At 62.1% G+C, this 19,287-nt stretch carries 15 protein-coding genes and 1 rRNA gene; 6 read left to right on the top strand and 10 right to left on the bottom strand.

The annotated features are described in order from the left end of the window. Window positions 1-58 precede the first annotated feature (58 nt). Together C2134_RS07020 and C2134_RS07015 are read left to right on the top strand one after the other, a co-directional pair. Window positions 59-2,203, top strand: a complete 2,145-nt coding sequence (locus C2134_RS07020; RefSeq protein WP_103318713.1) for an EAL domain-containing response regulator — start codon at window positions 59-61, stop codon at window positions 2,201-2,203. A 73-nt stretch (window positions 2,204-2,276) separates the two neighbouring features. Continuing rightward, window positions 2,277-3,017: a 3'(2'),5'-bisphosphate nucleotidase CysQ gene (locus C2134_RS07015; protein ID WP_103318711.1), complete on the top strand. Its 741-nt coding sequence runs from the start codon at window positions 2,277-2,279 to the stop codon at window positions 3,015-3,017. Between the two features lie 21 nt (window positions 3,018-3,038). On the opposite strand, the gene C2134_RS07010 is transcribed toward C2134_RS07015, so the two are convergent. After that, entirely contained in the window at window positions 3,039-4,508 is a 1,470-nt protein-coding gene (locus C2134_RS07010) for a cobyric acid synthase (RefSeq protein ID WP_103318709.1), read from the bottom strand. Window positions 4,509-4,644: 136 nt separating this feature from the next. Then, window positions 4,645-6,939: a 5-methyltetrahydropteroyltriglutamate--homocysteine S-methyltransferase gene (gene metE / locus C2134_RS07005; protein WP_103318707.1), complete on the bottom strand. Its 2,295-nt coding sequence runs from the start codon at window positions 6,937-6,939 to the stop codon at window positions 4,645-4,647. A gap of 111 nt (window positions 6,940-7,050) precedes the next feature. Here metE and C2134_RS07000 point away from each other — a divergent pair, with 111 nt between their 5' ends. Both C2134_RS07000 and bluB read left to right on the top strand, forming a co-directional pair. Then, entirely contained in the window at window positions 7,051-7,944 is an 894-nt protein-coding gene (locus C2134_RS07000; RefSeq protein WP_043629020.1) for a LysR family transcriptional regulator, read from the top strand. Window positions 7,945-7,999: 55 nt separating this feature from the next. Then, complete coding sequence (gene bluB, locus C2134_RS06995) at window positions 8,000-8,641, top strand: 5,6-dimethylbenzimidazole synthase (RefSeq protein WP_103318705.1); 642 nt, start codon at window positions 8,000-8,002, stop codon at window positions 8,639-8,641. A 74-nt stretch (window positions 8,642-8,715) separates the two neighbouring features. Here the strand turns inward: bluB and C2134_RS06990 are convergent, their stop codons facing one another. From C2134_RS06990 to putA, 4 genes are all read right to left on the bottom strand, one after another. Then, window positions 8,716-9,075 (bottom strand): cysteine-rich CWC family protein, encoded by a 360-nt coding sequence (locus tag C2134_RS06990; RefSeq protein WP_233196379.1) that lies wholly within the window; start codon window positions 9,073-9,075, stop codon window positions 8,716-8,718. Window positions 9,076-9,124: 49 nt separating this feature from the next. Then, entirely contained in the window at window positions 9,125-9,520 is a 396-nt protein-coding gene (locus C2134_RS06985; RefSeq protein WP_103318703.1) for a hypothetical protein, read from the bottom strand. Window positions 9,521-9,626: 106 nt separating this feature from the next. After that, entirely contained in the window at window positions 9,627-10,850 is a 1,224-nt protein-coding gene (locus C2134_RS06980; protein WP_103318702.1) for a branched-chain amino acid ABC transporter substrate-binding protein, read from the bottom strand. 132 nt (window positions 10,851-10,982) lie between these two features. Further along, the gene (gene putA / locus C2134_RS06975; RefSeq protein WP_103318700.1) at window positions 10,983-14,576 is read right to left on the bottom strand and encodes a trifunctional transcriptional regulator/proline dehydrogenase/L-glutamate gamma-semialdehyde dehydrogenase; all 3,594 of its coding nucleotides are present in this window, start codon (window positions 14,574-14,576) and stop codon (window positions 10,983-10,985) included. Between the two features lie 408 nt (window positions 14,577-14,984). Between putA and C2134_RS06970 the strand changes: the two genes are divergently transcribed. Continuing rightward, window positions 14,985-15,215 (top strand): hypothetical protein, encoded by a 231-nt coding sequence (locus tag C2134_RS06970; protein WP_103318698.1) that lies wholly within the window; start codon window positions 14,985-14,987, stop codon window positions 15,213-15,215. Between the two features lie 13 nt (window positions 15,216-15,228). On the opposite strand, the gene C2134_RS06965 is transcribed toward C2134_RS06970, so the two are convergent. The 3 genes from C2134_RS06965 to C2134_RS06955 are packed head-to-tail and all read right to left on the bottom strand — an operon-like array spanning window position 15,229 to window position 17,845. Then, window positions 15,229-16,035 (bottom strand): SDR family NAD(P)-dependent oxidoreductase, encoded by an 807-nt coding sequence (locus C2134_RS06965; RefSeq protein WP_103318697.1) that lies wholly within the window; start codon window positions 16,033-16,035, stop codon window positions 15,229-15,231. A gap of 51 nt (window positions 16,036-16,086) precedes the next feature. After that, complete coding sequence (locus C2134_RS06960; protein WP_158248711.1) at window positions 16,087-17,304, bottom strand: multidrug effflux MFS transporter; 1,218 nt, start codon at window positions 17,302-17,304, stop codon at window positions 16,087-16,089. Window positions 17,305-17,320: 16 nt separating this feature from the next. Further along, entirely contained in the window at window positions 17,321-17,845 is a 525-nt protein-coding gene (locus C2134_RS06955) for a lipocalin-like domain-containing protein (protein ID WP_158248710.1), read from the bottom strand. 151 nt (window positions 17,846-17,996) lie between these two features. Between C2134_RS06955 and C2134_RS06950 the strand changes: the two genes are divergently transcribed. Continuing rightward, window positions 17,997-18,932 (top strand): LysR family transcriptional regulator, encoded by a 936-nt coding sequence (locus tag C2134_RS06950; RefSeq protein WP_103318693.1) that lies wholly within the window; start codon window positions 17,997-17,999, stop codon window positions 18,930-18,932. Window positions 18,933-19,010: 78 nt separating this feature from the next. On the opposite strand, the gene rrf is transcribed toward C2134_RS06950, so the two are convergent. Then, window positions 19,011-19,125, bottom strand: a 5S ribosomal RNA gene (gene rrf / locus C2134_RS06945). Between the last annotated feature and the right edge of the window lie 162 nt (window positions 19,126-19,287).

The following is a 19,287-nucleotide window of genomic DNA, read 5'->3' as shown; positions in this document are numbered from 1 at the left end:
CCATGCCACGAAAAGAGACTAGACTGGATCAAGCGGAAATGGCCTAGTGAGGAGCCTGATGCCGGGACCTGGCGACATTCTGGTGGTGGACGACACCATGACCACACTGATGATGCTGCTGGCCCTGCTGTCCACTCAGGGCTTCCAAGTCAGCTCGGCGCAAAGCGGCGCCGAGGCGCTGGACTTGGCGCAAAAGCATCCACCGGACCTGATCCTGCTGGATTACAGCCTGCCGGACATGGATGGTGTCGCCGTTTGCCGCGACCTGAAACTCAACCCCCGCACCCGCGACATTCCGGTGATATTCCTCAGCTCCATCGCCGACGCCGATATCCGGGTGGAAGGCTTCGCCGCCGGCGCGGTGGACTTCATCGCCAAGCCGTTCGAACGCAGCGAGCTGCTGGCCCGCGTCAACACCCACCTGGACCTGTCCCGCCTGAAACAGCGGCTGAGCAAGCTGGTGGAGGAAAAAACCGAATCGCTACGGCTGAGCGAGCAACGTTTCCGCGCGCTGATCGAACAGGCGCCGGAGGCCATCATGGTGTTCGACAAGGATACGGGCCGTTTTGTCGACGCCAACCGCCAGGCCGAGCGGCTGACCGGCCGGCCCTTGCAAACGCTGATAGGCCTGACGCCGGGCGACCTGTACTCCGCGGAGCAGCCCGATGGCCTGCCGGCCATGGAGACCGTACGCATGCATGCCGCCCGCGCCATGCAAGGCGAGGTGCAGGTATTCGAGCGCGTCATACAGCGGCCGGACGGGGAAACGGTGCCGTGCGAGGTCAGGCTGAGCAAGCTGCCCAGCGAAACCGGCCATCTGCTGCGCGTCAGCTACATCGACATTTCCTCGCGCATGGCCTCCCAGGAAAAAATCAACCGGCTGGCTTACTTCGACAACCTGACCGGCCTGTACAACCATAGCGGCCTGCTGGAGCAACTGCACGCGCTGTGCGCTCTAAGCGATGAGGAAAGGCCGCCGTTCGCGCTGCTGCTGATCGACCTGGGCGACTTCAAATACATCAATGACGTCTACGGCAACCGCATCGGCGACCTGCTGCTCAGCTGCGTGGCCGACCGGCTGCGCCAACTGGCGGGCAGCACCGGCCATGCCGGCCGGCTGGGCGGCATTGAGTTCGTACTGCTGCAAACCGGCATCGCCAATGCCAAGACCGCGCAGGCGCTGGCCAGCCAAGTGCTGGACACCATCACCGCGCCGTTCGCCGTGGATGAGATGATGCTGAGCATTGCCGCCAACATCGGCGTCAGCCTTGGAGCGCCGCACGGCTGCAACGGCCAGGAGCTGCTGCGCGACGCCGACATGGCGCTATACCAGGCCAAGCAGCGCGGCACGCGGCACATCGAACTGTATCAAGCGGAAATGGGTAAGCAGATGCGCGAGCGCATCGAGCTGGAGAAGGAGCTGCGCCACGCCATTGAAAAAGGCCAACTGGTGCTGCATTACCAGCCGCAGATCGAACTGGCCAGCGGCCAGGTGGTGGGCGTGGAGGCGCTGGTGCGCTGGCAGCATCCGAAGAAGGGCATGATTTCGCCAGGCCAGTTCATTCCCATCGCCGAACAATCCGGCCTGATCCTGCCGCTGGGGCGCTGGGTGCTGCGCGAAGCCTGCCAGCAGCTCAGGCGCTGGCACGACAAACGCTGCGGCCTGGACATCAAGATGGCGGTCAACCTCAGCGTGGCGCAATTCACCGACCAGGAGCTGCCGGAGTTCGTGGCCGGCGTGCTGAAGGAAACCGGCATCGCGCCGGCATCGCTGGAGCTGGAAATCACCGAATCTTGCACCATGCTGTCGCCGCAGCAATCCATCCGCATGATGCAACAGTTCCGCGCCATGGGCGTTCACAGCTCGATAGACGATTTCGGCACCGGCCACTCCTCGCTGTCCTATCTCACCCGTTTCCCGGTGGACACGCTGAAGATAGACCAATCGTTCATCCGCAATATCGCCAGCGACGAAAAAGACACCGCCTTGTGCGACACCATCGCCTACCTTGCCCATCGCATGGATTTGCGGGTAGTGGCGGAAGGCGTGGAAACCAAGGAGCAGCTGACTTTCTTATCCAGCATCCAGGTCGATGTGGTACAGGGCTACCTGCTGTGCAAGCCGGTGCCCGCCGCGGAGGCGGAAGCCTTCATCCTGCAGCGGGCGAGTTTCAGTCCGCAGGCCGGCGTCGAATATTTCTGACACCAAGCCATCCATTGCCAGCCTCGCCTAGGCAATGGCACACTTTTCCCATCTCTATTGCCAGGCCAGCGCCATGCCAGACGACCACAGGCTGACAGCCATCACCGCCGCCCACGCGGCGGAACTGCTGAACCATCTGCGACACGGCAGCGTGAACAATCCGCAGCAGCTGGGCGCGCTGGCGGACGCAAACGCCAACGAGCTGATCCTGGACCTGCTGCAAGCCGCCCGGCCCGAAGACGGTTTTCTGTCGGAAGAATCCGCCCCCGATCCCTCCCGCCTGTCGAAACACCGCGTCTGGATCATCGACCCGCTGGACGGCACCCGCGAATACTGCGAACGCGGCCGCGATGACTGGGCGGTGCATGTCGCGTTGACCGAGGGCGGCGTGCCCACCGCCTGCGCCGTGGCGCTGCCGGCATTGCATCTGCTGTACAGCACCGCAGCGCCACCGGAACTGGCCCCCGCGCCGTCCGGCAAACTGAAAATACTGGTCAGCCGCAGCAGGCCGCCGGAACTGGCGGCGCGGGTAGCCGCCAGGCTGGACGCCGAGCTGGTGCCGATGGGATCGGCCGGCGCCAAGGCGATGGCGGTGCTGCGCGGCGAGGCGCATGCCTACCTGCACAGCGGCGGCATGAACGAATGGGATACCTGCGCGCCGGTCGGCGTGGCGCTGGCCGCCGGCCTGCACGCCTCGCGCATAGACGGCAGCCCCTGCCGCTACAACCAGGCCGAACCGAGCATGCCGGACCTGCTGATCTGCCGACCGGAGTGGGCGGAGACGCTGCTAGGGGCGATCGCGGCCGAACAATAGGTCGCCTGTCTCTAGGCGCTGTTAGCGCGGCTCGGGTAAGCAGTGACGGATCGGGCCCAAATCCAGATGCGCTTCCAGCATGTCCGCCAGCTTGTCGATATTGGCCTCGCGCAATGCCGGATAGTCCAGGGCCGCTGGTTCGACCAAGCCGGCCCATTGCAGGACGGCCAGGCTGGCAGCCGACTCATCGAACAGGCCATGCAGATAGGTGGCCAGAATCTGGTCGTCTTCCGAGCGCGCGCCGTCGCACCCGCCATCGGCAAAACGCAATGCAGGTCTGGCCAAGGCCGGTCCCTCGCTGACGCCCATGTGGATTTCGTAACCAGCCGCTTCCGCATCGTCCAGCGCCAAACGGCCTCGCCTCCGCGTCAGGCGCTTCTCCGGCGCCAGCGTGGTTTCCAGGTCCAGCCAGCCCAGGCCATCGCCGCTGCCCGGCGTGCCCTCCAGCCCGTCCGGGTCATGCAGCTTGCGTCCCAGCATCTGCAGGCCGCCGCAAATACCGATCAGCTTGCCGCCATAGCGCAAGTGACGGCGGATCGCCTCTTCCCAGCCCTGCTGGTGCAGCCAGGCCAGGTCCGCCAACACGCTTTTGCTGCCGGGCAGGATGATCAGGTCGGCCGGCGGCATGGCTTGACCCGCGCGCACCAGTCGAAAATCCACCTGCGGATGCAGGCGCAGGGGGTCGAAATCGGTATGGTTGCTGGCAAAGGGCAAAGCCGGCACCGCCACCGTCAGCTTGCCGCCGCTCCTGGCCGCAGCCGGCGCGCCGCAAGACAAGCTGTCTTCGGCTTCCAGATGCAGATCGTGCAGATAGGGCAGCACGCCCAGCACCGGCTTGCCGGTATAGGCTTGCAGCCAGTCCACGCCGCTTTGCAGCAGCGCCGGATCGCCGCGGAAGCGGTTGATCACCAGCCCGACGACGCGGGCGCGCTCGGATTCCGACAGCAACGCCAAGGTGCCGGCCAAATGGGCGAATACCCCGCCGCGCTCGATGTCGGCCACCAGGATCACCGGGCAGTCCACCGCCTCGGCGAAACCCATATTGGCGATGTCGCCGTCGCGCAGATTGATCTCCGCCGGGCTGCCGGCCCCCTCGGCCACAATGCACTGGTACTGCGCCGCCAGCCGCGCGTGCGATGCCAGCACCGCCCGCATGGCGATGGGCTTGTAATCGTGATAGCCGCGCGCCTGCATATTGCCGATGGCGCGGCCCTGGATGATGACCTGTGCGCCATCGCGGCTGGCCGGTTTGAGCAGCACCGGGTTCATGTCGGTGTGCGGCTCCAGGCCGCAAGCCTGCGCCTGCACCGCCTGCGAGCGGCCGATCTCGCCGCCATCCACCGTCACCGCGCTGTTCAGCGCCATGTTCTGCGGCTTGAACGGCGCCACCTTGACGCCGCGACGCGCCAACAGCCGGCACAAGCCGGTGGCCAGCGCGCTCTTGCCGGCATCGGACGTCGCGCCCTGGATCATGATGGTTTTGGCGCTCATGCGGCCTCTCTTGCGCGGAATCAAGGTCGCCATTATACCGGGAGCGGCAACGACTCAGCCGCCGGGAAAGCAAGGCCATGGAGTGCCCCGGTCACGGCCAGCGTGGGCCGCAACCGGGGCCGCGCAGCTTCTGCGCTTAAGCCAGCTCGGCGCGCAGCTGCTTCGCCGCGGCAACCATATTGCGCAAGGCCGGAATCACCTCGCTCCACTGTCGCGTCTTCAGGCCGCAATCCGGATTCACCCACAAACGTTCAGCCGGTATGCGCTCTGCCGCTTTTTGCATCAGCTGGACGATATGCGCCTCGCTGGGGATGTTCGGCGAGTGGATGTCGTAGACGCCGGGGCCGATCTCATTGGGATAGTTGAAATCGTCGAAGGCGTCGAGCAGCTCCATGTCGGAACGCGAGGTCTCGATGGTGATCACGTCGGCGTCCATGTCGGCGATCGAGGCGATGATGTCGTTGAACTCCGAGTAGCACATATGGGTGTGGATCTGCGTTTCATCGCCCACGCCATTGGCGGCGATGCGGAACGACTCCACCGCCCATGCCAGATACTCTTGCCATTGCGCCTTGCGCAGCGGCAAGCCCTCGCGCAGGGCCGCCTCGTCGATCTGGATCACCCGCACGCCGGCCTTTTCCAGGTCCAAAACTTCTTCGCGGATGGCCAGCGCCAGCTGGTAGCACGAGACCGCGCGCGGCTGGTCGTCGCGCACGAAGGACCAGTTCAAGATGGTCACCGGGCCGGTCAGCATGCCCTTCATCGGCTTTTGCGTCAGCGACTGCGCATAGCGGATCCATTGCACGGTCATGGCCTTGGGGCGGCTGATGTCGCCGTACAGAATCGGCGGTTTCACGCAGCGCGAGCCATAGGACTGCACCCAGCCGAACTGGCTGAAAGCGTAGCCGTCCAGTTGCTCGCCAAAGTATTCCACCATGTCGTTGCGCTCGGCCTCGCCATGCACCAGCACATCCAGACCCAGCGCCTCCTGTTCGCGCACGCTGTGTTGGATCTCGGCGCGCATCGCCGCGGTGTAGGCCGCCTCGTCGATTTCGCCGGCCTTGAACTGGCTGCGCGCCTGGCGGATGGCCGCGGTCTGCGGGAAAGAGCCTATGGTGGTGGTGGGGAAGGCCGGCAGCTGCAATCGCGCGGCCTGTCTGGCGGCGCGTTGCGCGTAGCCGCTGCGGCGGCGGCCCAGCTGCGCGTCTATCTTGGCGACGGCGGCCTTCACCGCCGGATTGTTGACGCGCGGCGACTGGCGGCGGGCATCGATGGCGGCGCGGTTGGCCGCCAGCGCCTCGGCCACCGCCGCGCGGCCCTGGTTCAACGCCGTGGCCAGCACGCGCAGCTCTTCCAGCTTTTGCTTGGCGAAGGCCAGCCAGGATTGAATCTCGGCATCCAGCTTCTGCTCGCTATGCAAATCCACCGGCACATGCAGCAAGGAGCACGATGGAGCCAGCCACAAGCGATCGCCCAGCGTGTGCGCCAGCGGCTCCAGCCAATCCAGCGCCGCGTTCAGATCGGTTTTCCAGATATTGCGGCCATTGATTACGCCGACGGACAGCACGCGGTCGGCCGGCCATTGCGCGGCCAATGCCTCCACTTCATGGCGGGCATGGACGGCATCAAGATGCGCGCCGTGCACCGGCAGCGCGGCGAGCAGCGGCAGATTATCCTGCAACTGGCCGAAATAACTCGCCAACAGCAGCTTGGGCTTGCCCGTGCCCAGCGCCTGATAAGCCGTGGCGAACGCCTGCTGCCAGCCGGCGTCCAGCTCGGTCGCCAGAATCGGCTCGTCTATCTGCACCCACTCCACGCCCTCTGCCGCCAAGGCGTCCAGCAGCTCGGCATACACCGGCAGCAGGCGCGAGAGCAGCGCCAGCTTGTCGGAGCCGTCCTTGGCCTTGCCCAAGGCCAGATAGGTGACCGGGCCGATGATCACCGGCTTGGCCCGGACGCCCTGCGCCTGGGCCTCGGCCAACTGCGCCAGCAGGCGCGAGGCATCCAGTTGGAAGGTCGTCGCCGCGCTGAATTCCGGGACGATGTAGTGATAGTTGGTATCGAACCACTTGGTCATCTCGCCGGCCGCCACGCCGCCGCAGCAATGGGCATGCTCTTCCGCCGACTGGGCCGAGCGGCCGCGCGCCACGCGGAAGTAGTTGTCCAGCGCGTCGCCATGGAAATCGCGCACGCGCTCGGGCAGATTGCCCAGCGCGAAGCTCATGTCGAGCACCTGGTCGTAAAAGGAGAAATCGCCGACCGGCGCCCAATCCAGCGCCGACTGCTCCTGCCAGTGGCGACGGCGCAGCTCGGCGCCGACCGAATTCAACTCGTCGCGAGTGCTCTGGCCTTTCCAATATGATTCAAGGGCGAACTTCAGTTCGCGCTTGGCGCCGATGCGGGGGAATCCCAGGTTATGCGTAAATGCCACGATTTCTCCTTTTCTTAATAACCAAAAGTAGAAACATCGTAGAGCGGCCAATGCATGAAGAAAAATGGTATTGTTTCATCAATCAATGAAAACCATTCATGGAATAACCGCATGGCCACGCTTGAACGCATCCATCTGGCGATCATCCGCGCAGTAGACCAGCACGGCTCGCTGACCGCGGCGGCGGAACAGCTGCACCTGACCCAGTCCGCCCTGAGCCACACCATGCGCAAACTCGAAGACCAATTGGGCGTGGCGATCTGGCGCCGCGAAGGGCGCAGCCTGCAGCCAACCCAGGCCGGGGAATATCTGCTGGCGGTAGCCAACCGGCTGCTGCCGCAGCTGAACCACGCCGAAGAGCGCATCAGGCAATTCGCCCGCGGCGAAAGCGGCGCCCTGCGCATCGGCATGGAATGCCACCCCTGCTACCAGTGGCTGCTGAAAATCGTCTCGCCCTATCTGGCGGCCTGGCCCATGGTCGATGTGGACGTAAAGCAGAAATTCCAGTTCGGCGGCATCGGCGCGCTGTTCGGCTACGAAATAGACATGCTGGTCACCCCGGACCCGCTCTACAAACCGGGGCTGCGCTTCGAGCCGGTATTCGATTACGAGCAAGTGCTGGTGGTGGGGCCGGGACATCCCTTGCGCCATGCGCCTCATGCGCAAGCGGAACAGCTGGTGGAGGAAACGCTGATCACCTACCCTGTGAGCATCGACCGGCTGGACGTCTATACCCAGTTCCTGATGCCGGCCGGCATCCAGCCCAAACGGCACAAGCCGATAGAAACCACCGACATCATGCTGCAGATGGTGGCCAGCGGCCGCGGCGTGGCGGCCCTGCCGCGCTGGCTGGTGGACGAGTACGCCGCCAAGCTGGACATCGCCGCCGTCAAACTGGGGGAGCATGGCATCGCCAAGCAGATTTTCCTGGGCATCCGCGAAACGGACGCCGACATCGACTACCTCAGCGCCTTTGTTCAACTGGCGCGCGGGGATCGCAGGTAAACCCCGCGGCTGTTCCCGCGATATTGCACAGCCCTCACAGCAAGGTTGCCCAACCATGAACCGTTACCCGCAAGCCGACATCGACGCCGTCTACCGCGCCATCCGCGAGCGCCGCGACATGCGTCACTTCAAACCGGACCCGGTCGATCCCGACATCATGCAGCGGCTGCTCGCCGCGGCCCATTTCGCGCCCAGCGTAGGCTTCATGCAGCCGTGGCACTTCATCCGCATCCGCAGCGCCGAATTGCGCCGCCGGATGCACGCGCTGGTGGAAGAGGAGCGGATACAGACCGCCCGCGCGCTGGGCGAGCGCGAGGACGCGTTCATGAAGCTGAAGGTGGAGGGCCTGCTCGATTGCGGCGAGGTGCTGGTGGCCGCGCTGATGGACGGCCGCGAGCGGCATGTCTTTGGCCGCCGCACCCTGCCGGAAATGGACTTGGCCTCGGTGGCCTGCGCCATCCAGAACATGTGGCTGGCGGCGCGGGCCGAGGGCTTGGGGCTAGGCTGGGTGTCGATATTCGATCCCGCCAAACTGGCCGCTCTGCTTTCCATCCCGCCAGGCGCGCGGCCGGTGGCGATACTGTGCATCGGCCACGTCGAAGCGTTTTACGAGCGGCCTATGCTGGAGCAGGAAAACTGGGCCAGCCGGCAGAATCTGGCTGATCTGGTCTACGATGAGCGCTGGCCTGACGCCTGATCAGGACGCCCCAGGCCGGATCTCGCCCAAGCGAGAGGCAAAGCCCCAAAGCCAGCACGCGTGAAGCAGCGGTTTTATCGCGGCGCCCCCTGCGCCAGCTGTTTCTGCAGGCACGCCGGGCACAGGCAATCGCTATCGGCCGCCAAGGGCGACAAGTCGCGCGGCAGGTCCGCGCACCAGCAGCCGCCTTGCTCCCCGCCCGCGCCGCAAGTAAAACCGCTGCCGCAACGCGCGCAAGTCTTGCGCTGCACCGGCAGCGGCAAAGCCAGCAGCCTCCGCCACACCTGTTCCTTTTGTTCCGCGCGATAACCGGACCAAGCGGCGATCTCGTCCAGCGTGCGATGGCAGCCTGCGCAAACCTGCCCGCTCTCGTCCAAGCGGCAGACGCCTATGCAGGGGGACGGCACCGCCTTGTCTGACTGCTCCAAAACCACACCTCGAATTCCAGCAATGACTGCCGGGATGGTAACGCGGCGGCGCGGATCAGGCCAGCTGCCGACAGCGCTGGCTCAGCCCCAGTGCATGAAACAGGCCGTAGCCAAGACATATCAACGAGCTCCAAACAGCGAAAGCATTGACGGCTTCAGGCCGCCAGAGCCAAATGGGAAGCAAGGCCAAGCCGCGCAATAGGTAAATGGCGGTGATGATGAGCAAGACCGGCTTGAGCAAAGGCAGCCGCCGCAAGCAGCCCGCAGCGGAGAACGCATACAGCGCCCAGATCGCCAGGATGGCGGCGATGCCCAGTGCCGCCAGCGCCGGCCACCATTCTCCGCGCTCCGCGGCCCAGGCGTACCGGGCCGGCCCGCCAAAGATGATAGCCACATGCAGCAAACTGGCCAGCAGGCTCAAACCGCCAGCGATCAGCAAATTTCGATTCATTTCCCGCCTCCTGACCTTATCGGCAGAATCAATATAACATTGTCATTTCTGGCGCGCATGAAAAACGGCGCGAATTTCGCGCCGTTTTCTTTACCCTCAAACCTGCTTACTTGGCCGCCGAGGCATCCTTGGCTGCCGCGCCGCCGCCGACGGTTTCCATCACTTTCCATTGGCCGTTTTCGACCTTGTACACGGTGATGCCGCCGTCTTTCAGATCGCCCTTCTCGTCATAAGTCCAGTTGCTGGAAGTCACGCCCTGGTGGGTGATCTTGGCCAGCACCGGCAAGTAGACTTTGGGATCGGCGGAATTAGCCTGCTCCATCGCTTGGATCAGCGTGCGCGCCGCGTCGTAGCCATACGGCGAGTAAGTCGCCACATCGGCCTTGAAGCGCGCCTTGTAACGGGCCTCGTAGTCCTTGCCGCCCGGCATCTGCTCCAGCGGCAAACCTGCCAGCGAGGCGATGGTGCCGTCGGCTTCCTTGCCTGCCAGTTGCAGGAAGGTCGGGGTCTTGGTCATTTCGCCGGAAATCAGCGGCGCCTTCAGGCCCAGGCGCTTCATTTGCTTGACCATGGGCGCGGACTGGGCGTCGGCGCCGCCGTAGAACACCACGTCCGGATTCGCGCCCTTGATGGAGGTCAGGATGGCGGTGAAGTCGGTGGCCTTGTCATTGGTGAACTCACGCTTCACCACGTCGCCGCCGGCGGCGCGCGCAGACTTCTCGAATTCGTCGGCCAGGCCCTGACCGTAGGCGGTACGGTCGTCGACGATGACGATCTTCTTGGCGTGCAGCTTCTCCACCGCGAACTTGCCCATCACGCCGCCCTGTTGGGTGTCGGACGTCATGGAGCGGAAGGTATTCTTGAAGCCTTGCGAGGTAAACACCGGCGAGGTGGCCATCGCGATCATCGGGATGCCGGCGTCGGAGTAAATCTTGGAGGCCGGGATGGAAGTGCCGGAGTTGAAGTGGCCGACGATGCCGGCCACCTTGTCATCGACGAACTTCTGCGCCAGCTGGGTGGCGGTTTTCGGATCGGCCTGATCGTCCTGCGCGTCGAGTTCAAACGTCACCGGCTTGCCGGCAATGGTCGGCTTCTCGGCGTTGGCGTCTTCGATGGCCAGGGTCACGCCGTTCTTGTATTCCTCGCCATAGTGCGATTGCGGGCCGGTGAGCGGCGCGGCGAAACCGATCTTGATCACGTTGCCGGCGCTGGCGGCGGCGGGCGCGGAGGCGGTGCCGGCAGGCGCGGCCTCTTCCTTCTTGCCGCAGGCGGACAGCGCAACAGCGGCGGCAACCGCCAACGTCAGGGTAGACAGCTTGGATACTTGCATCTCTCTCGTTCCTCTTCTCTTGCTTCTACTGCTTGCGTCGATATAACCGGCCTAAGCCGGATCCGTACTTGCTCTTTATAAAGTAAAAACTCTGGCCGCATTATTCCAACGCGGCCAGAGCCTGGCAAGTTCTTATTCAGTCATGCTCATCAGGCTGGCATTGCCGCCGGCCGCCGTGGTGTTGACGCTCAACGCGCGCTCGACCACTAGCCGGTGGATATTGTAGCCACCCTCGCCGCGCAGGATCAGCGGCACCAGGGCCCCGTCGCACGCGGCCAGCTTGCGGCGGGCCGCTTCCATGCCGCTGCCGGCAAACAACACGGCGGACACATCGGCGGCCAGCACATCGGCAGCCACTTCAGCATAGCCATTCAGGGCGCTCGCGAGCTTGCGCCCGGCCTCGTTGTCCGGCAGCACCGCGCGGTTGCCTGCGGCAAACGTGGCGGCCAGTTGTTCGGCCAAGGCCTGGACGTCATCCGCCACGCAGCCAACCCGGCCGCGGCCGGCAAACGCCAGCGTATTGTTCTCGCCGGTCGGGCCGGGCAAGGCCACAGAGCGCGTCAGCGGACTCTCGCGGCGCGCGGCGGCAATCGCGCCGTCCAGCGCCAAGCCTTGCCCCTTGGCGGCGGCGGCCAAAGCCTCCAGCGCGGACAGATCCGCCGCCTCAGCCTGAGCATTCAATTTGGGCTGCCACGCGGCGCGCGTCAGGCGATACAGATAGTACGGGCCGCCGGCCTTGGGGCCGGTGCCGGACTTGCCTTCGCCGCCGAACGGCTGCACGCCCACCACTGCGCCGACGATGTTGCGGTTGACGTAGATGTTGCCCACCTTGATCTTGCCGCAGATGTCAGCGATGGTTTCGTCGATACGGCTGTGGATGCCATGGGTCAGGCCATAGCCGGTGGCGTTGATTTCGGCCACCACCTTGTCCAGATCGGAAGCGGCGAAACGCAGCACATGCAGCACCGGGCCGAACACCTCGCGCTTCAGCTCCGCCAGGTTGTCGATCTCGAACAGCGTCGGCGCCACATAGGTTCCTCGCTCGCAGTCCGCCGTCAGCTTGGTCTGATGCACCGCGCGCGCGGACTGTTTCATGCGGTCGATGTGGGCCAGCAAGCCAGCCTGCGCTTCGGCGTCGATCACCGGACCGACATCGGTGGTCAGCTTGGCCGGGTTGCCTACGGTCAGCTCGTCCATCGCGCCCTTGATCATCTTGATCACTTTGTCGGCGATGTCGTTCTGCAGATACAGCACGCGCAGCGCCGAGCAGCGCTGGCCGGCGGAATCGAAAGCCGAGCTCAGCACATCGGCCACCACCTGCTCCGGCAAGGCCGAGCTATCGACGATCATCGCGTTCATGCCGCCGGTTTCCGCCACCAGCACGGTATCGTCGCTGCGCTTGGCCAGCGTGCGGTTGATGATCTGCGCCACCTCGGTGGAGCCGGTGAAGATCACGCCATGGATGCGCGCGTCGCCGGTCAGCGCCGCGCCCACCACTTCGCCGCGGCCCGGCAGGAACTGCAGGGCCGCGCGCGGCACGCCGGCCTCGTGCAGCAAACGCACGGCGTAGGCGGCGATCAGGCTGGTCTGCTCAGCCGGCTTGGCCAGCACGGTATTGCCGGCGGCCAAAGACGCCGCCACTTCGCCGATGAAAATGGCCAGCGGGAAATTCCACGGGCTGATGCACACTACCGGACCCAGCGGCGGGTGCGTGGCGTTGTCAAACTCGGCGACAATCTGCGCCGCGTAATAACGGCAGAAGTCTACCGCCTCGCGCACTTCGGCGATGGCGTTGTTCAAGGTCTTGCCGGCCTCGCGCACGGCCAGCGCCATCAGCGCCGGCATATTCGCTTCCATCAAGTCCGCCATGCGGTTCAGGCAGGCGGCGCGCTCGGCTACCGGCGTAGCCGCCCAGCTGGCGGCAAAATCCGCGGACTGCTGCAGCGCGCGCTCGACATCGTCTGCGCTGGCCTCCAGCACTTTGCCCACCACGTCGCTGTGGTCGGCGGGGTTGCGCACGGCCAGCAGCTCGCCGTCGGTGACATCGCCGTCGCCCAGCATGGGGAAGGCGGCCCAGCGTTGCTGCTCGGCGGCCTGCAGCCCCAGTTGCAAGGTGTTCAGCACATGCTCGCTGGACAGGTCCAGCCCCTTGGAATTGCGGCGGCCATGGCCATACAGGTCCAGCGGCAGCGGAATCTTGCTGTGCGGCTGGCCGGCGAAAGCGGCGGCCTCGGCCACCGGGTCGGTCACCAGCTCATCAATGGATACGCTCTCGTCGACGATGCGGTTGACGAAGGACGAGTTGGCGCCATTTTCCAGCAGGCGGCGCACCAGATAAGCCAGCAAGGTCTCGTGCGAGCCCACCGGCGCGTAGATGCGGCAAGCCTTGCCCAGTTTGTCGGCGCCGACGACCTGGTCATACAGCGTCTCGCCCATGCCGTGCAGACACTGGAATTCATAATCCTTGCCCGCCGCCAGGTTGTAGATCGCCGACAAGCTGTAAGCGTTGTGGGTGGCGAATTGTGGGTAGATGGCGTCCTGGGCGGCCAGCAGCTTCTTGGCGCAGACGAGGTAGGACACGTCGGTATACACCTTGCGGGTATACACCGGATAGCCCGGCAGGCCGTCCACCTGGGCGCGCTTGACCTCGGCATCCCAGTAAGCGCCCTTCACCAGCCGCACCATGAAGCGGTGGCCGGTGCGGCGCGCCAGATCGATCAGAAAATCGATGACGAAGGGACAGCGCTTCTGGTAAGCCTGCACCACGATGCCGATGCCCTCGAAGCCCTTCAGATCCGGATCGTTGGCCAGCGCCTCCACCAAGTCCATCGAAATTTCCAGACGGTCGGCTTCTTCGGCGTCAATATTGAGGCCGATGTTGTACTGCTTGGCCAGCAGGAACAGCGCCTTCAGGCGCGGGAGCAGCTCCGTCATCATCCGCTCATGCTTCAGGCGGCTGTAGCGCGGGTGGATGGCGGACAGCTTCACCGAGATGCCCGGGCCATCGTAAATGCCGCGGCCGTTCGACTCCTTGCCAATCGCGTGGATGGCGGTGACATAGTCATTCAGATAGCGCTGCGCGTCGGCCTCGGTCATCGCCGCTTCGCCCAGCATGTCGTAGCTGAAACGGTAGCCGCGCGCTTCGCGTTCGCGGCCGTTGGCCAGCGCTTCTTCAATGGTTTCACCGGTGACGAACTGCTTGCCCAGCATGCGCATGGCCATGTCCACGCCCTTGCGGATCAGCGGCTCGCCGCCCTTGGCGATCAGCCGGGTCATCGCGGCCGACAAGCCGGAAGCGCTGTGCGAGGAAACCAGCTTGCCGGTCACCAACAAGCCCCAGGCGGCGGCATTGACGAACAGCGACGCGCTGTTGCCCAAGTGGGCTTTCCAGTCGCCGCGGGAAATCTTGTCGCGGATCAGCTTGTCTGCCGTCTCGCGATCGGGGATGCGCAGCAGCGCCTCCGCCAGACACATCAGGGCGATGCCTTCGCTGCTGTCCAGCGAAAACTCGTGCATCAGCGCGTCCACGCCGCTGGCACGGGTGCGCTCGCGACGCACTTCCGTCACCAGGCGGCGCGCCAACTGCTGCACCGAAGCGACCTGCTCAGGACTCATCGCCGCCTGCGCAAGCAAGGCTTGCACACACTCGCGCTCGTCGCGCCGGTAAGCGGCGGTGATTGCATCGCGCAGGGCAGACTGCTGATGAGCAAAAGATTCAAACTGCATGGGTTTCTCCGATATTGTTTTTGCTGTCCCGGACCAGGGGCTGTTAACGAGTGCTGAGCGGCTCCTCGAAAGACCTCTCCGCCAAGCGCTCCCCAGGCTCCAGGCAATCGGACTATTGTATACAACTGCAATAAAAGTTGTTGGACAATATAAAATATTCTTTAGCTTGCAAGCACTCACTCTAGCAAGATAGACACAGCAAAAACCCCATGCAATCCGCGCCTTCCGGATTCATTGCCGCAGCCAGCCAACTGGGATCAAATCCTTCCACAATCAGGACAATCACATGTGAAATGTTCTGATTGTCACAAGGTCCAGCCCCTACGGCAGCGAGCACACGCTTTCGACACGGCGCCCGTCGTTGGGTCCCAGCAAGCTGCCCGCTGCAGCTTGCGTCAAACGGTTGCGATGGTCGAACGCCGAGACCGCAGCCATGCGGCAGCAAAGCAGCGAGCCAATCCTTCCCTGGGTGAAAGACTGGCGGAAATTCTGGGCAAGAGCACCATGGTCAAAATCTGCAAAACTTGCGCGGACGCGCGCCGCCCTGTCGAGGACTATCTGCCGCCAAGCGTTGTCATCAATGCCATGCTGGAACTGGCGGAATGGACGCTGGCAACAGATAAGGGGATGGGCTTCTGAGGACGGCTGAAAATCAGGCGAACATCATTTCCAGGTCAGATAAATCCTGCCCGGTGGGCAAGGGAGAAGAGCACAATGTTTTGTTATTGCGAAGGTGGGAAAACGTCTGGCAAGTCGCCATCATATCGATCCTGTTGATGTTGACCCGCCCCGGCAGACGGCTGATCCACCAGGCGGTCTCCGCCACGTCTCGCGGCAGCAGGTAATCATAAGGCATCTGTTGTCGCCTCAAGGCCTCCACATCCCCTTCCAGTCTTCCAAGCGCCAGTTCGGTATCCTTCACCGTTCCCGGCTCAATCGACGTCACCCGGATAGCACTGCCTGCCAGGTCCGCGCGCAGCGCCAGAGAAAATTGTTTGGAAAATGCTTTGCTGGCGCAGTAAATCGCATTGCCCGGACGCGGATAACTGCCTGCCGTCGAACCGATATTGATGATCAGGCCGCGATTACGCTGCACCATGCCTGGCAACACGAGGCGCGTGCATGCAATGAGCCCGCTGATATTGGTGTCCACCATCCGTTGCCATTGATCGAGATCGCTCAGATGCGGCGCGCTATCGCCCAGTGTCACGCCGGCGCAATTGATCAGAACATCGATACCCTGAAACCGTTCAGGCAAGTTGGACAGCTCGCGACTCAGCATCGCCGCATCCGCCACATCCTGGCAAATCAGATGAACGGGCACATTCAAAAACTTCTTCAAGGCTTGCAAACGCTCCTGCCGGCGCGCCAGCAATACCAGCGAGTGCCCTTCCTCTGCGAACTTGCGGGCGCAAGCAGCGCCAATTCCGGAGCTTGCGCCAGTAATGAGTATGGTCATGATTGTTTTCTGATAAAAGTCCGCGGCGCGCCATTGCGCCGCGGCAAACGATCAGTGCACTTCCGGTACGGCTTGCGCAGTTTCCTGAGTACGGGTGGCGTACAGATGAAAAATCATCACCAGGCTGAGCGCCGTCACGACGACATACAAGGTGGCCAGCGGAGTCAGCACATCCACGCGCAATAAGCTGGAAACATACATAATCACCCCTGCGCAGATGGTGAACGAGAATCCCAGCAGCGAACTGGCGAGGCCGGCAATTTGCGGAAACAGCGCCACGCTGCGCGCCATCAGATTCGGAAAAATCACGCCGGCAAAAAAAGTGATGATCAATGGCGGCACAATTAGAGCCGACAAAGTCAGGCCATAGCAATTGGCGAGGAAAAGCATCACGGCGGCGCAAGCCAGATTGATGATGGAAGCCGTCTTGCACAGTACGGCAGCGCGTATGCGCCCCGCGATGATCCGATTGCTGAAAACCCCGGCAAAATAAGTCAGCCCCATGGCCAGCGCAATATTTCCAAAGAATACCGGGGACTGATGCAATACATCCTGCACCATAAAGGGCGCGCACAAATTAAATGTCAGCAGCACGCCATAGCACAATCCCATGGTCAGGAAGTTCAGATGAAATTCCTTGCTGCGGAAAATGGCGCCAATATTTTTCAACATCACTCTCGGCCGCAGAGGCACCGGCGCTTTCAATGACTCTTTGTAACCAAACATGGTCAAACCACAGAGCAATACGCCATACGCAAACAGAAAATACAGGCAGGACTCCCAGCCGAAATGCTTCTGCAACTGCGCTCCAATCACGGGGGCGACAATCGGCCCCATCCCCCAGCCGATGACCATATAGGTCATCACATGCGCCAGCTTCTGACCAGAAAAATTATCCGGCGCAATCGCTTTCATCACAACCGAGGCGGAGGCGATGCCAAGTCCCTGTATCACTCGGGCAGCAAGAAACAATGGAAACGCATGCGTCTGCAAAATAATCAGACTGCCAATCATGTACAAGCCGAGCCCGGCCAGCAGAGCTGTCTTGCGCCCGTAGGCATCGGCAATCGGTCCGTAGAACAGCTGCCCGCATGCGAAACTGACCAAATACGCCGTCACGCTCAGTTGTATGCTTTGCTGGCTCACCTGAAAAGCGTTCCGCATCTCCGGCAATGCAGTCACATAGATATCGATTGCCATTTGGCCGATAGGAGCCAACGCCACAATCAATAGCATCATCAGGAAGGGATGATTCAAGGTTTTTTTCATGATTCGACTCTCACCATCAGGCATTGATCAATTCAAATGACTGGCCTGCAAGCTGATGCAAAGCATGCTTATACTGATTGCGCCGCCATACCAGATGGGTTGTCATCATGCGTCCCTTGTACATGCCGGCTTGGCATGTGCTTAATTCGAGCAAATCATCTTGAAGGCGCATTTGCCGGATCAACGAGCGTCCTTCCCAGTTCGGGAATAGGCTGTTGACCATATGATGGGTGATCAAGCCGCGGACCACTTTGTCATCACCAGCCTCCGCTTCGTCCAGAACCTCGATCTCGTATAAACCCGAATAGGCAAAATATCCTCGCGCCGCCTGCCCGATTTCATACTCAGTCTTTTCATGCAGCTGATCCGATTGAAAGCGTGGCCGGTTTGCCACCATGATCTGCACAGACATATGACCATCCTGCGAGTACATGATCAAACCGCTAGGATGCTCTCCCATGGGGTACTCAAGCCTCCCATCGTCATCGCGTTTGAAATAGGACTGCAGCTCCCAGCTGCCCACAATCAGCAAATTCGACATTTCATCCATTCCTAGTCTTGATAAATCAATCCAAACAGTCCGATTGCATATATAATCGTTCGAGGAGGAATAATATTCAAAATGGATTTTCAAAGAAAGCCTCAGCTCTGCATAAGTAACATGCAAATTTGCATAGCTTGCATAAGGTTCAATGATGAATTGGAATGATGTTCGATTTTTCCTGGCCATCTACCGCAACGGCACCTTAAGCGCAGCCGCCAGATTACTGGCGGTGGACCAGGCCACCGTTGGCAGAAGGCTCGCCGCCATGGAAAGCAGCCTGGGATCCCGGTTGTTTCTAAGAGGCTCCTCAGGCTATACCCCGACGCCGCTGGCTGAAAAAATTCTTGCAGAAGCAATGCAAGTGGAGCAGGCGGCACTCAAGTTGGAAAGCAAGTCCCAAGGCCAGGACAATCTCGCTTGCGGACGCGTACGCATCGCCACCACGGATACGCTTGCTCAGGCATTGGTCATCCCTGCGATGACGCATCTGCGTTCCAGACACCCACGGATTGAATGCAACTTGGTATCCGGGCAGGAACTCATCAGCCTCACAAGGCGCGAGGCCGACATTGCCATCCGCACCGTCAAACCCAACAATCCCGACTTGATCGTCCGCAAGCTAGCGGATCTATCCGTACACTTGTATGCCAGCCAGGTTTACCTGGATCGCCGCGGAACCCCGCTGCGCGGCACTCAATTCATTGGACATGAACTATTACTGCCACTGGTCAATACCGGCTGGACAGAGATGGAAAAACTATCCGGAGAACCCATAGGCCAAGGCACCGTCGCAGCCCGCTTCAGTAGTTTATGGAGCATGCTATCGGCTTGCGCATCAGGCATCGGGATTGCCGAACTTCCGGACTTTGTCGCCGCGTGGGGCGGGGACATGAGACAGATCTGGCCCGAGCAAGACAAAACCTATCCGATATGGCTTGTTGTACCGCCCGATCTCTATAAGACCTCACGTGTTCGAGCCGTCATCGACATGATTGATGAAGTGCTTTCCGGCAAGGGACCCGCTATCTGGCAAACCCCAGGAAACTGGCTGATGCCATACGCGTCCATACCCTCTCCCGCTTGAGCCACGATCAAGAAACAGATGAATCTGGGCGCAAGAATGCAAAAACCCCGGACGATTGTCCGGGGTTTTCTAGATGGGATCTGGCGATGTCCTACTTTCACATGGCGAATGCCACACTATCATCGGCGCTAAGATGTTTCACGATCCTGTTCGGAATGGGAAGGCGTGGAGCCATCTCGCTATGGTCGCCAGAAAAAACGTAAACGCTGTCGCGTAATTCTGGATTCGCTTCTTTTGAAGCGAAACGCCAAGTCACAGACTTGGCGTTATCGTATGGGGCGTCTGGCGGTGTCCTACTTTCACATGGCGAATGCCACACTATCATCGGCGCTAAGGCGTTTCACGATCCTGTTCG

It is taken from the genome of Chromobacterium sinusclupearum, from assembly GCF_002902845.1.
GTDB lineage: Bacteria > Pseudomonadota > Gammaproteobacteria > Burkholderiales > Chromobacteriaceae > Chromobacterium > Chromobacterium sinusclupearum.
The sequence above is the reverse complement of the archived record's forward strand: the minus strand, read 5'-3'. Positions and strand labels throughout refer to the sequence as shown.